The sequence below is a fragment of the Amedibacillus sp. YH-ame10 genome, assembly GCF_053848885.1.
The window spans coordinates 217,580-229,976 of the sequence record NZ_JBSPFA010000001.1 but is presented as its reverse complement, the minus strand read 5'-3'; the positions used below and the strand labels follow the sequence as shown (position 1 = coordinate 229,976).

Annotated in this window: 15 protein-coding genes; 14 read left to right on the top strand and 1 reads right to left on the bottom strand. The window is 34.6% G+C overall.

Annotated features, from left to right (window positions below):
• Window positions 1-293 precede the first annotated feature (293 nt).
• The 3 genes from ACWG42_RS01125 to ACWG42_RS01115 all read left to right on the top strand — a co-directional run bounded on the left by ACWG42_RS01125 (window position 294) and on the right by ACWG42_RS01115 (window position 2,201).
• On the top strand, window positions 294-701 hold the full coding sequence (locus ACWG42_RS01125; protein ID WP_455789623.1) for a hypothetical protein: 408 nt from the start codon (window positions 294-296) through the stop codon (window positions 699-701).
• A gap of 117 nt (window positions 702-818) precedes the next feature.
• Window positions 819-1,865, top strand: a complete 1,047-nt coding sequence (locus ACWG42_RS01120) for a lysylphosphatidylglycerol synthase transmembrane domain-containing protein (RefSeq protein ID WP_455789621.1) — start codon at window positions 819-821, stop codon at window positions 1,863-1,865.
• 123 nt (window positions 1,866-1,988) lie between these two features.
• Window positions 1,989-2,201: a hypothetical protein gene (locus tag ACWG42_RS01115; RefSeq protein WP_455789620.1), complete on the top strand. Its 213-nt coding sequence runs from the start codon at window positions 1,989-1,991 to the stop codon at window positions 2,199-2,201.
• A gap of 80 nt (window positions 2,202-2,281) precedes the next feature.
• Here ACWG42_RS01115 and ACWG42_RS01110 read toward each other — a convergent pair whose 3' ends face one another.
• The gene (locus tag ACWG42_RS01110) at window positions 2,282-2,779 is read right to left on the bottom strand and encodes a flavin reductase (protein ID WP_455789619.1); all 498 of its coding nucleotides are present in this window, start codon (window positions 2,777-2,779) and stop codon (window positions 2,282-2,284) included.
• Window positions 2,780-3,096: 317 nt separating this feature from the next.
• Between ACWG42_RS01110 and ACWG42_RS01105 the strand changes: the two genes are divergently transcribed.
• From ACWG42_RS01105 to ACWG42_RS01055, 11 genes are all read left to right on the top strand, one after another.
• Entirely contained in the window at window positions 3,097-3,513 is a 417-nt protein-coding gene (locus ACWG42_RS01105; protein WP_455789617.1) for a PTS sugar transporter subunit IIA, read from the top strand.
• Window positions 3,514-3,529: 16 nt separating this feature from the next.
• A complete protein-coding gene (locus ACWG42_RS01100) occupies window positions 3,530-4,021 on the top strand; it encodes a PTS system mannose/fructose/N-acetylgalactosamine-transporter subunit IIB (RefSeq protein ID WP_455789616.1) in 492 nt (163 codons plus the stop codon).
• 20 nt (window positions 4,022-4,041) lie between these two features.
• Entirely contained in the window at window positions 4,042-4,881 is an 840-nt protein-coding gene (locus tag ACWG42_RS01095; RefSeq protein ID WP_455789615.1) for a PTS mannose/fructose/sorbose/N-acetylgalactosamine transporter subunit IIC, read from the top strand.
• Window positions 4,882-5,712, top strand: a complete 831-nt coding sequence (locus ACWG42_RS01090) for a PTS system mannose/fructose/sorbose family transporter subunit IID (protein WP_455789614.1) — start codon at window positions 4,882-4,884, stop codon at window positions 5,710-5,712. It begins immediately after the preceding gene.
• Window positions 5,713-5,813: 101 nt separating this feature from the next.
• The gene (locus tag ACWG42_RS01085) at window positions 5,814-6,764 is read left to right on the top strand and encodes a substrate-binding domain-containing protein (RefSeq protein WP_455789627.1); all 951 of its coding nucleotides are present in this window, start codon (window positions 5,814-5,816) and stop codon (window positions 6,762-6,764) included.
• Entirely contained in the window at window positions 6,761-8,083 is a 1,323-nt protein-coding gene (locus tag ACWG42_RS01080) for a sensor histidine kinase (protein WP_455789613.1), read from the top strand. Before ACWG42_RS01085 ends, ACWG42_RS01080 begins: the two co-directional genes overlap by 4 nt.
• Complete coding sequence (locus ACWG42_RS01075) at window positions 8,076-8,747, top strand: response regulator transcription factor (protein WP_455789611.1); 672 nt, start codon at window positions 8,076-8,078, stop codon at window positions 8,745-8,747. Before ACWG42_RS01080 ends, ACWG42_RS01075 begins: the two co-directional genes overlap by 8 nt.
• A complete protein-coding gene (locus tag ACWG42_RS01070; protein WP_455789610.1) occupies window positions 8,747-10,054 on the top strand; it encodes an ABC transporter substrate-binding protein in 1,308 nt (435 codons plus the stop codon). The genes ACWG42_RS01075 and ACWG42_RS01070 overlap by 1 nt, the downstream gene beginning before the upstream one ends.
• Window positions 10,055-10,132: 78 nt before the next feature.
• A complete protein-coding gene (locus tag ACWG42_RS01065; RefSeq protein WP_455789609.1) occupies window positions 10,133-10,804 on the top strand; it encodes an MBL fold metallo-hydrolase in 672 nt (223 codons plus the stop codon).
• Between the two features lie 87 nt (window positions 10,805-10,891).
• Window positions 10,892-11,380 carry a PocR ligand-binding domain-containing protein gene (locus tag ACWG42_RS01060; RefSeq protein WP_455789608.1) on the top strand — a complete coding sequence of 163 codons (489 nt, stop codon included), beginning with the start codon at window positions 10,892-10,894 and terminating at the stop codon, window positions 11,378-11,380.
• A gap of 90 nt (window positions 11,381-11,470) precedes the next feature.
• Complete coding sequence (locus ACWG42_RS01055; protein WP_455789607.1) at window positions 11,471-12,268, top strand: ZIP family metal transporter; 798 nt, start codon at window positions 11,471-11,473, stop codon at window positions 12,266-12,268.
• Window positions 12,269-12,397 lie beyond the last annotated feature (129 nt).

Below are 12,397 nucleotides of genomic sequence, written 5' to 3'. Positions count from 1 at the left end.
TTAAGTCAGGGAAAAGATGGAAGTGGTAAGTAAGCTTATGTAGGTTTTCAAAAAAGATATGAGCAATGGAAATATGACTCTCACCAGGACGATAAGAATCACAATGATTATGTTTAGAAGCAAGTTCTTTTTTAGCGAAAACAGAAGAGTCTTTAATCAAAAAAATCACCTATAGATAGTATACTATATCTACAGGCGAAATTTAATCTTTCGGAATGTCCTTCAGGACATCTTTTTTATACCCTTTTATTGGAAATGTAGCGTATAATAGAGATAGAAAAAGAGGGGTTAAAATGGAACATAAAGCACGGTACTGTCCACAATGTGGATCCAAGACTAATGATATGCACTGCGATATTTGTGAACGTCTTACAAAACCAATAGAGGAACGTTACAAAGAAAAGGATTTAGACTTGGTTGCGGATGATATCGCATCCTTTGATCATATTCAAAGTACACATAAAGTAAATACTCATATTTATGAAAACAATCCAAAAGAAACACAAGAGGATTTGGATAGTGTTTCTCAAAATGTTTCCATGCACGCATTTAAGAATAGGAAATCCAATTCTAAAACATCTTCTTCCAGTCGTTCTTATCAACAAGTCAATATGCAAAACAATGTGTTGATGAAAATCATCGGAATTATCATTGTAGGAATCATAGGGTTTTGTATATTTTTGTTAATGGGTAGTGTATAAAATTAAGATATCGTAAGATGTCTTTTTCTTTATTTATGAATTGTTTATAAATGTTTTCGCTTGGATAGAGTATAATAAAGAAAATATTATGCATATAGTAGAGGATGAGGGATGTTTATGAAAAATACAATGAGTAAAAATATCTTTCAATTTATATTGTTAAGTGTTCTGATTGTTTTTGCGTTTTGGTTCGCATTAAAAGATGATATGAAAGAAGTACTAATTAATGTACGTCATGTGTCAATTTTCTGGTTAATTATTGTACTAGCAATGGGTGTTTTATATTATGCATTACAAGGGTATATGCTCTATACCATTGGGAAGAAGTATAAGCATGATTTGACTTATTTGGATGGATTGGAAAATGCGTATTGTGCAGCGTTTTTTAATGGAGTAACACCACTGGGTGGAGGACAAGTCGCACAAGCCTATGTGTTTCATAAGAAACATGTGAGTTATCGCGATATCGCAAGTATTTTGTGGAAAGATTTTTTTGTTTATCAAAGTGTTGTAGTTGTATTTGCGCTTGTCTTGTTGTTGGTGTTTATGCCATTTTGTTTTGAAATGTTTCCACAATGGATTTGGTTGGTGTATTTGGGTTTGATCATTGATGCATCCGTGATTGTCATATTATGGACGATGTCTCATTTTCCTGCTTTGTATGCGAAGATTAGTAGTATCTTTGTGAATCTGTTACACCGTATGCATATTGTGAAGAATAAGAATGCGACTTTAGAGAAATGGAATTATCAAGTACATTATTTTGCGGATGAAGTGAAGAGTTTAAAGAAAGATAAAAAATTATTAATCAAAGGAATCTTAATTAATATATTTCGACAAGTCATTTATTATAGTATTCCATTCTTTGTAGGAATTGGATTGGGTATTCCTTTGGATATGGGAGACTTTATATTAGTTCTCTTATTGTCTTGTTGTATTCATATGTTGAATGCTCTTACTCCTTTACCAGGAGATACAGGATGGACAGAAAGTGTATTTATCATTATCTTTGGTATTGTATTTCAAAGAGTGTACGCAAGTAGTATTATGATTCTTTGGCGTATGGCCACGTATTATATTCATATCATGATTGGAGGCATTACATTTTTAGTAGTGAAATCTAGAAAGAAGCAAGTAGAGGGTACTAGTAGTACAAACGTATAGAAGCTGTGTACTTCCCTATAATGATTATGGAGAAATGAAGACGGATGACCTTAATCCGCCTTTTTTTTTGACATATTCTAGAGTGTGATGGAAACATCACCAAGAAAAAAAGGGGGGATTTCTATGTGTAATCGTTGTGGATGTCAATCTATGTTGTATGAAGAATCAAGAGGATGTTCTAGATGCAATATGTGGGACAATCAAAACGTGCGTCAATTAGCTTGTGCTGCAGAACGTTTCGTTCGAGAAGAAAATCGCGAAATGAGATGTTGCGAACACCGTTGTGCTTGTCAATATCGTAATTGTGTGCACAGATGTCAAAGGGATTGTGACTAGTCGTTTGTAGTACATTGGTTCATTGTTTTTTCTTCTTTTCAAAATAGAAAAAAGAGGACGGGGGCTGTCCTCTTTTGATATTATTTTGTGAGTACCTTTTCGATTTCTACTACATACATCGTATGATAATCTTTTAATGGATAATTTTGTGGTAATAAATCTTTATCAATAAAACAATCTTCTTTTAATTCTTGTGCATATAGTTTACGACATAGTAATACCGTATTTGCCTCTTCAAAGTAAGGGGTGTTGTTTTCATATGCGACATGAAGATTTGATTTTGTTATTTTATCTTCCTCTTTTCCACTAACACTTCCCATATAAGAAAGCATTTTTCTTTCACTTTCATCAAAGAAGGCAAGAGATAAGGTGTCTCCTTGATCAATTAATTCTTTTGTGTAGCGTTGTGGACGTATAAAGATATAGGCAACATGTTTATTCCAAAGGATGCCTAAACCACCCCATGATGCCGTCATGGTATTCACTTGATCCCCTTGTGCAGCCGTTATTAACATCCATTCTTTTCCTATCATAGTGAATACATCACCATGTAATTCTTCTGGTTTTATTTCTTTCATATGTTTTATCCTTTCTTCTGTTTTTCTAATTATAGAGCACCTAATTTTAAAAGGCAAGTAAACTACGTATCTATCTTTACGAAGACATTATAAAGAAGGTACTGATTAAGTAAGAGCACCTACTTATAGCATAGTAAAATCTTTTTTGAAATAGAACAAAGTGTATTTATTTGAGGTGGAAATAATTAGAAAACTAACATTTGTCATTTTTTGATTAACAAATGTAAATGAAAAGTACTGACAATGTTCAGTATTTTTTAATTTATTGAATAGCTATAATGTAATCGTATTCAGAAGAACAAGATTGGAGGAGTTGTATGAAGTATGTCGTACTAGTATCTCATGGGCAATTTGCGGAAGGTTTAAAAGAGACATTGACTATGTTTTTAGGAGAACGTGATGATGTTTTAGCAATCGGGTTGCATGTGGGAGAAGACGTGGATTCACTTGCGAAACGAATGGGAAACTTATTAGAAGCAATGAACACAAAGGATGAAGTGTTGGTGTTGGGCGATTTGATTGGAGGATCTCCACTAACAACCATGTTGGATTGTTTGGAACAAAAGGGATTATTACAGAATGCGGTTGTGCTTGGTGGGATGAACTTAGCAATGGCGTTAAATGCAATCCTTATGAAAGAAGATTTCACACAAGCAAAAGAAATGGCACTTAAAGAAGGAAAAGAAGCCATGAAAGAAATGATTTTAACAAACGAAGAAGAAGAGGACATATAGAGAGGAGGAATGTCATATGTCAATTTCATTTATTAGAGTAGACGATCGAATGATTCATGGACAAACCTGTACAAGATGGGCATTAGAATACCCTTGTGATGGGATCATAGCGGTCAATGACGCAGCCGCCAACAACAGCGTATTAAAGGCTGCCTATAAAGGGGCGAGTTCTAAGAAGACCTTTATTTGGACGATGGAGGATTGGAGAAATAAATGTCAAAAAGTATTAGATTCAAATGATCGATATTTTCTAATCACAAAGAATCCATTAGATATGGAGAAAATCTTAGTAGAACAAGGGTTACAATGCGATATCGAAAAAGTGGTAATTGGACCTTGTAATGATCGTGCGAATGCTATCAAATTAGGAAACAATCAATCTATTACACAAGAGGAAGCAGATGCTCTTGAACAGATTGAAAAACATGGATACAAGGTAGAATTTCGTTTGTTGCCTGATGTATCTATTGGAGAATGGAATAAATTTAAAGGCCAGTTTGGCTATTAATTGAAAAGGAGAGAAATGATATGACAATTAATGTATTTCAAGCTTTCTTATTAGGCTTATTTGCTTGTTTGGCGAGCATGCCTGGAATGGGCGGGAGCGCTATTGGTAACTATACGTTAGGAAGACCTTTGATTGGAGGACTTGTATGTGGAATCATCTTGGGTGATGTTCGTACTGGGATTCTTGTTGGGGCTGCGATGCAATTATTATATATTGCCCTTGTAACACCTGGAGGAACAGTTTCTGCTGATGTCAGAGCAGTTAGTTATATTGGAATTCCACTTGCTATGTTGGCTTTAAACTCTTATGGATTGGATGCTGCAAGTGCAGATGGAAATGGATTAGCAACGAGTTTTGGTGCAATGGTAGGAACACTTGGAACAGTGTTATTCTATGGAACAGCAACTATGAACTTGATTTGGCAACATATCGGTTGGAAAGCGGTAGATAAAGGGGATTTCAAAAAACTGTATGTAGTAAACATGGGTTTACCTTGGATTTCTCATATCGTATGTTCTTTCATTCCAACATTTGTTATTTGTTTGGCAGGAGCTGGTATGGTTGATACCATTAAAGAGGTATTACCAATGGATGGATTAGCTATGAAAACAATCTTTACCGTTGGATCTTTATTACCATGTGTTGGGATTGCGATTTTATTGAAACAAATCATCTTAAAGGGAACAGACTTCATTCCTTTCTTTGTAGGATTTGCGTTAGCAGCTTCTTTAGGAATCAATCTTGTAGTATCTACTATTATTGCATCTTTATTTGCCTATATGAATTACCAAATAAAAATCACGCAGATAGCAAAAAGCAATAGCGTGAGTGTTGATGAAGATGAAGAGGAGGATATTTAAATGAAAAAGCTATCAAAGAAAACCTTAAATAAATCATTTCGTAATTGGTACTATGGGCATCTTACATGTTTTTCACAAGAACATATGCAAACATTTGGATATCTATGTGCAATGTTACCTATCGTTGAAGAATTATACGATACAAAAGAAGAACAAATCGAAGCATTACAAACGTATACAGCATTCTTTAATACAGAGCCACAATTAGGAAGTGTTATTGTTGGAGTTAGCGTTGGATTAGAAGAAGCGAAAGCGAATGGGGAAAATGTAGATGGAGAAACCATCAATGGTTTACGTGCTGGGTTAATGGGGCCTATTGCAGGTATTGGTGATTCCTTGGTTGTTGGTGTCCTAATTCCATTGATTCTAGGAATAGCGTTAGGACTATCTACGGATGGTTCACCAGTAGGAGCAATCTTCTATATTATCGTTTGGAATCTATTAGTTACTTTTGGAATGCGTATGCTTTATCTAAAGGGATATGAGTTTGGTGGAAAAGCAGTTGAATTTTTAACAGGAGAAAAATCAAAAGCTTTACGTGAATCTGTTATGATGTTAGGAAGTATGGTAATTGGGGCAGTTGCGGCAACATGGGTAAGTGTAAATACAGTATTTCAAATGACAAATCCTGATACAAAAGAACCATATTTGGTATTGAATGATCAAATCAACGCAGTCTTACCAAAAGGCTTAACAGCAATCTTCATTTTGTTCTGTTGGTACTTGATTGCGAAGAAAAAAGTGAGTCCTTTAAAGGTTATGTTATTGTTAGTTGTGATTGCTTTTGTAGGAGTTTTCTTTGGATTCTTCGATCCACAATTACAATATTAAAACGATGAGTCTTTGTTCTTTGAATAAAGACTTTTTGCGTAATCTACGGTATAATATAAAAAAAGAAAGAGGGAAATAAAGTGAAAAAGAAATGGCTTATAATGGGAATAACGTTGCTGTCATTTTTTGTGCTATCACTCACGGTGTTGCAATTTAAAAATTATGCACAGAATGAAATTTCGGCAGTCAAAGCAAAACCTATAAAATTTGGAGCAACGTATATGACATTAAATAATCCCTTTTTTGATTTAATTGATTCAGAATTACGTAATGTGATAGAAGCAAATGGAGATGTTTTAACAACCATGGATCCTCAATTATCTATTGAACGTCAAAGAGAACAAGTACGCTATTTAATAGAGCAAGGTTGTCAAGTGCTCATTGTAAATCCTGTAGATTCAAAAGGATTGGCAGATGTTTTAAAAGAAGCGAAGAAACAAGGTGTTTATATCATCGCAATTGATACGAATGTATATGAGAGTGATAGCTTTGTAGATTATAGTGTAGTTTCAGATAATTATGAGGCAGGTGTATTATGTGCACAAAAGATGATGGCACAAAAAAAAGAAGCGAATATCTTTTTATTGAAACATGAAAGTGCACATTCAGCTGTAGAAAGGATACAAGGGTTTAAGGATACCATTAAAGGAAATGCAAACTATCGTATTGTGGGAGAAGAAGAATGTGAAGGACAATTAGAAAAGAGTATGCCCATCATCAAAGGAAAGCTTGAAGATAAGCTGGAATTTGATGTGGTAATGGCCTTGAATGATCCTTCTGCATTAGGCGCAATTGCGGCATTACAAGAGAAAGATATGTTGAGTAATGTTATGGTTTATGGAGTAGATGGAACACCAGAGGCAAAAGTATTGGTAAGAGATGGATTTCTACAAGGTACAGTAGCACAATATCCAAAGAAAATGGCAAAAAAGGCGATCGATGCAGCATATCAATTTTTAGATGGAAAACGCAATGTTAAAAAAGAAAAAATTGATGTGGTCATGATTGATCAAAACAATATCAGTGAGTTTTCATTAGAGGGATGGCAATGATTCGTTTCACAAGAATAAAGAATGAACAACAGGTTGCCATTACCTATTGGTTGTTATGTATTACCGTACTCTTACAAATCACATTTTTATGTTGTATTATCTTTTTTACAACACAATTTATTTTAGATTCTTCACAAGCCAGTCAGTTCCTACAACAGGTAAATGTTGTGCCGATGTCATATAAACAAATACCCGTATATGCTTGTATTAGTTTTATACTGTTATTGCTTGTTATGAGAATACGTGTGTATGTAAAAGAAAGCACTAAGAGTACACTTGTATTTACGATGTTGGAACTAGGAATTTGTATGTTCTTACTATGGGTGATATCTTTTTCTAGTAATATGGTTTTATTGTTTGTCATCGCAAATATGATGGCTCGTACAAGAAATAAGGGAAATATTAGTATTTCATTAGTGATGTTATCGTTAATCTTTCTATTAACGAATTATAGTGTGGTATCAAACTTTATTCCGGTTACTGATGTTCAGTATTATTTAGCGATGTACAATGCAGGAGCTAAATCATTATTTTTAGCACTGAATAATGTATTGAGTACGATTTGTATCTTTGCGTTCATTTTGTATATGCTCTTTCTAATCAAGGCGCAATATGATGAAAGTCGAAAAATAAATAATTTAAATAATGAACTAAAAGAACTCAATGAACAATTAAAAGATTATGCCGCAGATCGTGAAAAAATGGGAGAAACAAAAGAGCGAAATCGTCTCGCAAGAGAAATACACGATACTCTTGGACATACTTTAACGGGATTATCTACGGGACTTGAGGCATGTAAAGAATTGCTAGAAGTAGATCAGGAATTGGCTAAAAATCAATTGAGTATGTTGAGCAGTGTGGCAAGAGATGGGCTTAAAGATGTTCGTCGTTCGGTGAATAAATTACGTCCTGATGCTCTAGAAAATCATAGTTTAAAGGAAGCATTAGAAACGATGATACAAGAATTTATCAATTCTACAGGGGTGGTTGTATACTTTGTGTGTCATTTATCTTCGCTTATCTTTCAACAGGATGAAGAAGATACTATATATCGCATTATCCAAGAAGGATTGACCAATGCAGTACGTCATGGAAAAGCAGATAAAATTTATATTTCTTTTGGAAAAGAAGATGATACTTTGATTTTGATGATTGAAGATGATGGAGTAGGGTGTGGACACATCGAAGATGGCTTTGGATTGCACCATATGAAAGAGCGAGTTGCCTTATTAAATGGAAAAGTGCGCTGTTATGGAAACGAAGGGTTTGTATTGATTGTTGAGTTACCATTGAGAAAAGGGAGTGAAGTAAATGATTAAGGTTATGATTGCGGATGATCAAGAATTGATGCGTGATAGTTTGAGTATTTTATTACGTTCTAAAGAAGATATTGAAATTACAGGTTTTGCCAAAGATGGAAATGAAGTTATGGAACTTTTAAAATCTTGTCGACCAGATGTTATTTTAATGGATATTCGTATGCCTGGAATGGATGGAACACTTTGTACGAAATATGTGAAAGAAAAATACCCAGAAATTAAAGTTATCATATTAACAACCTTTGACGATGATGAGTATATTTATGATGCTCTTAAAAATGGTGCGAGTAGTTATCTCCTAAAGGGAGTCTCTTTAAATGAGCTTTATACAGCAATTCACACGGTATATGAGGGTGGTGGAGTCATACATCCAGATGTTGCGATTAAAGCCATGCACATGTTTTCTTCACTTGCAAATCAACAATTGGAAACACCTTCTCAAGAACTTCCAATTCACCATTTATCCAAAACAGAATGGCGCATCATTGAAAAAGTTGGAAATGGTTTATCAAACAAAGAAATTGCTGAGGAATTAAGCTTTACTGAAGGGACTATACGAAATTATTTAAGTATTATTTTAGATAAGTTGACACTTAGAGATCGTACGCAATTGGCAATATGGGCTGTACAAAATCCAAAGGTTATTTTAAGAGGAATGGAATAATGAAAAAGCGTAAAAAAGGTATACTCCTTTTTCTATGCATGGTATGTGGAGTGTCTAGTTTTGTCTTATGGAATCAACATGAGAATCGTCATATTGAGTTAAAACTAGGACTAATGTCAGGGAATGTATGGAACGCACCAGAAAGTGATAGTTATATATTATTGGATAATGCAATCAAAGCGTTCGAGAAAAAACATCCCAATGTGACCATCACATATGAAAGTGGAACACGTCCTGATGATTATGAGGAATGGCTAAGTGGGAAAATTTTAAACGATGATGCGCCTGATGTTTTCTTTGTGCCTTCTCAAATTTTTTCAACATTAGCACAAAATGGAACGTTACAGAACTTGGAGTCTTATATAAAGGATGATGAAAATTTCGATGCTTCAAAATATTATGAAGCTTCTTTCAAAGAGGGGCAATTGGAAGATAATACCTATGCTTTGCCTTATGAAAGTGTTCCTAACTTAATGTTTGTGAATAAAACTTTACTTGAAAAAGAACAAATTCAAATGCCTGAGAATACATGGACATGGGAAGAGTTTTATGAAATATGTAAACAAGTAAGTAAAGATAATAACGGAGATGGAATACAAGATCAATTTGGATTTTATGGATATGGATGGGAAGATGCTGTATATAGCAATGGTGTTACAATTTACAATGAAGAAAAAAATAGCGTGACATTGGATCAAGAACAAATCATTGAAGCAACTACCTTTATGCGCAAACTTTCTAGATTACAAAAAGAGAAAGTTTCATCAGAAATGTTTGATAAAGGACAAGTGGCATTTTGTCTAATGGATTATAGTGATTATCGAACCTATATGCCATATCCTTGGAGAGTAAAGAAGTATTCCTCATTTGAATGGGATTGTATTATGATGCCATCTGGTCCAAATGGAGGGAATATATCTCAAATTGATACGTTGATGATTGGAATGTCATCACGCTCGAAAGAAAAGAAACTTGCATGGGAATTCATGAAACAACTAAGTAGTGATGAAGCGTTTCAAAAAGAATTATCTACTTCTGCACAAGGAGTTTCTGTTTTAAAAGAAATTATGACCACAAAAGAAGTATTGAATGCTTTAAAGAAGGATAATCCAGGTGATAGTAGTTTTGAATTAGGAGTTGTGGATGATATTATGAAACAGGGTGTCGCACTACGTCGTACAAAAGAGTATGAACAAGTGTTGCAAAGTATCAATGGACAAATACAAACACTATTAGAGAGTGATCAAGAAATTGAAAATGCGTTGATTTATATGCAAGGACAACTCAATGCGATGTTACACAAATAAAGTATGCGTCATCGTGGAAAGTATAAGACTTGTGTTAACGTCACAAAGAAGATAAACTAAATTATAGGAGGTGACGATATGAAAATCACCTATATTTATCATAGCTGTTATCTTATAGAATTAGAACATACAATATTGCTTTTTGATTATTATAAAGGAACCTTACCAAAACTAGATCCTAAAAAGCACTTATATGTATTCGCAAGTCATCGCCATCAGGATCATTTTGCTCGCAAGATTTTTACAATCGATCACCCTCAAATCACCTATATCTTATCTGATGATATACCAGTGGAAAAGGATGTTGAACGAATGGGTGCTCATCAAGATTTAAACGTTGATGATATGCATATTTCTACCTTATTATCTACGGATGAGGGGGTAGCGTTCATTGTGCAAGTGGAAGGAAAAACAGTGTATCATGCAGGAGATTTGAATTGGTGGGATTGGGGAGAGGAAGATAGTGAAGAAGAAAGCCGAGATATGAAAGAAGCTTACCAAAAAGAACTTGAGATTCTTTCACGTTATAAAGTTGATGTCGCCTTTCTTCCAGTAGATGCGCGATTAAAGGAAAACTTCTACAAAGGACTTGATGCGTGTATGGGGAAAGTGGATATTTCGGTTGTATTTCCAATGCATTTTTGGGATGATTACACGATCGTGGAAAAACTATTTGAACATCCTGTCTGTCAAGACTATAAGAATCGTATGCAAAAGGTTTCATATAAAAACCAGATCTTTCTATTATAACTGTTTAGAATCTCTAGAAGTTTCTTTCTGTTTGTGATATATTTTAAGTATGAAAAACATACGTTTGTTAGAAGAAGGGAAACGAATATGGAAGCGAAAACTATTTTAAAGAAAGTGCTGGATGATTATCGTAGAATTACTGGATTACGTAGTTACATCGTATATGAAGAAGGAGATGTCCAAAGCGCCAGTGAAAAAAACTATTTCTGTAAGTGTTTAAAACTATCTGGGAAAGCTCTTGAAAAATGCGAAGAGTGTACAAAGGAAACATTTGCGGAAACACAGGACATTGATAAAGAGTGTATTTATTCTTGTCATGCTGGATTGATAAAATGGGCAGTACCTGTAAATTTTGAGGATTATCGTTGTGTTATCGTATCAGAAGGTATTATTGCACAAAAACAAATGGAAGAAGCAGAACAATGGGCAAAGTATTTATCAAAAGAATACAAGCTTAATGAAGATATGGTGTTGCGTAATTTCAAAGTGATTCATACGATGAATGAAGCACAGATGAAAGCATCTATCGAATTATTAAAGGATTTAATCGATTATCATTATGCGATGAATAAGTAACCAGCGAAAGCTGGTTTTCTTTTGATAACATTGCATATGAATAGCACATTCTCTTTGATTCCACTATAATAGAATAAGGTAGGTGAAATAATGAATATAACAAATCCTTATGTCTTAGCAGCGATTGGGACAGGTTTTACATTTTTGATGACCACATTAGGTGCTGCGACTATATTTTTAATAAAAAAAGAAGTAAAACAAAGTTTGCAATCTATGTTTCTTGGATTTGCGGCTGGTGTGATGATCGCGGCTTCTGTGTGGAGCTTGTTGATTCCAGCAATGGAACAAGCAGAAGCCTTAGGAATGCCATCTTGGATTCCGGCAGGTGGTGGGTTTATTCTTGGAGGACTCTTCTTGTTTGGCTTAGATCATGCACTCCCTCATTTGCATCCGGGAAGTGAGTTACCAGAAGGTCCTACATCGTCTTTGAAACGTACGACAATGTTGGTCTTTGCGGTAACTTTGCATAATATTCCAGAGGGTATGGCTGTTGGTTTATCTTTTGCATTGTCTGTGAATGCTGGTGCGAATGTAACCTTAGCGAGTGCAATTGCTTTGGCAATTGGGATTGGTTTACAAAACTTTCCTGAAGGAGCTGCAATATCACTTCCTTTGAAAAAAGAAGGATGTAGTAAACTTAAATCGTTTGTGTATGGTAGTTTGAGTGGGATCGTAGAGCCGATTGCAGGTATTGCGACAGTCGCAATCGCAGGAACTGCGATTTACTTTATGCCATGGTTGTTATCTTTTGCGGCAGGTGCTATGGTGTACGTTGTTGTGGAAGAATTGATTCCAGAAGCGCATTTATCAGATCATTCTCATGCGGGAACAGCAGGGGTAATGATTGGATTTCTTGTCATGATGATAATGGATGTAGCGTTGGGTTAGATACAAAAAGAAGGTTACGAAATGGAAATAAATCCTATTTATACGGCGAACACCTAGTGTTTTGTCGTATTTTTATTTCAGAAAGGAAAAAAATTCATTTTTTTTGTATATCAAGCATATTTTATGGCG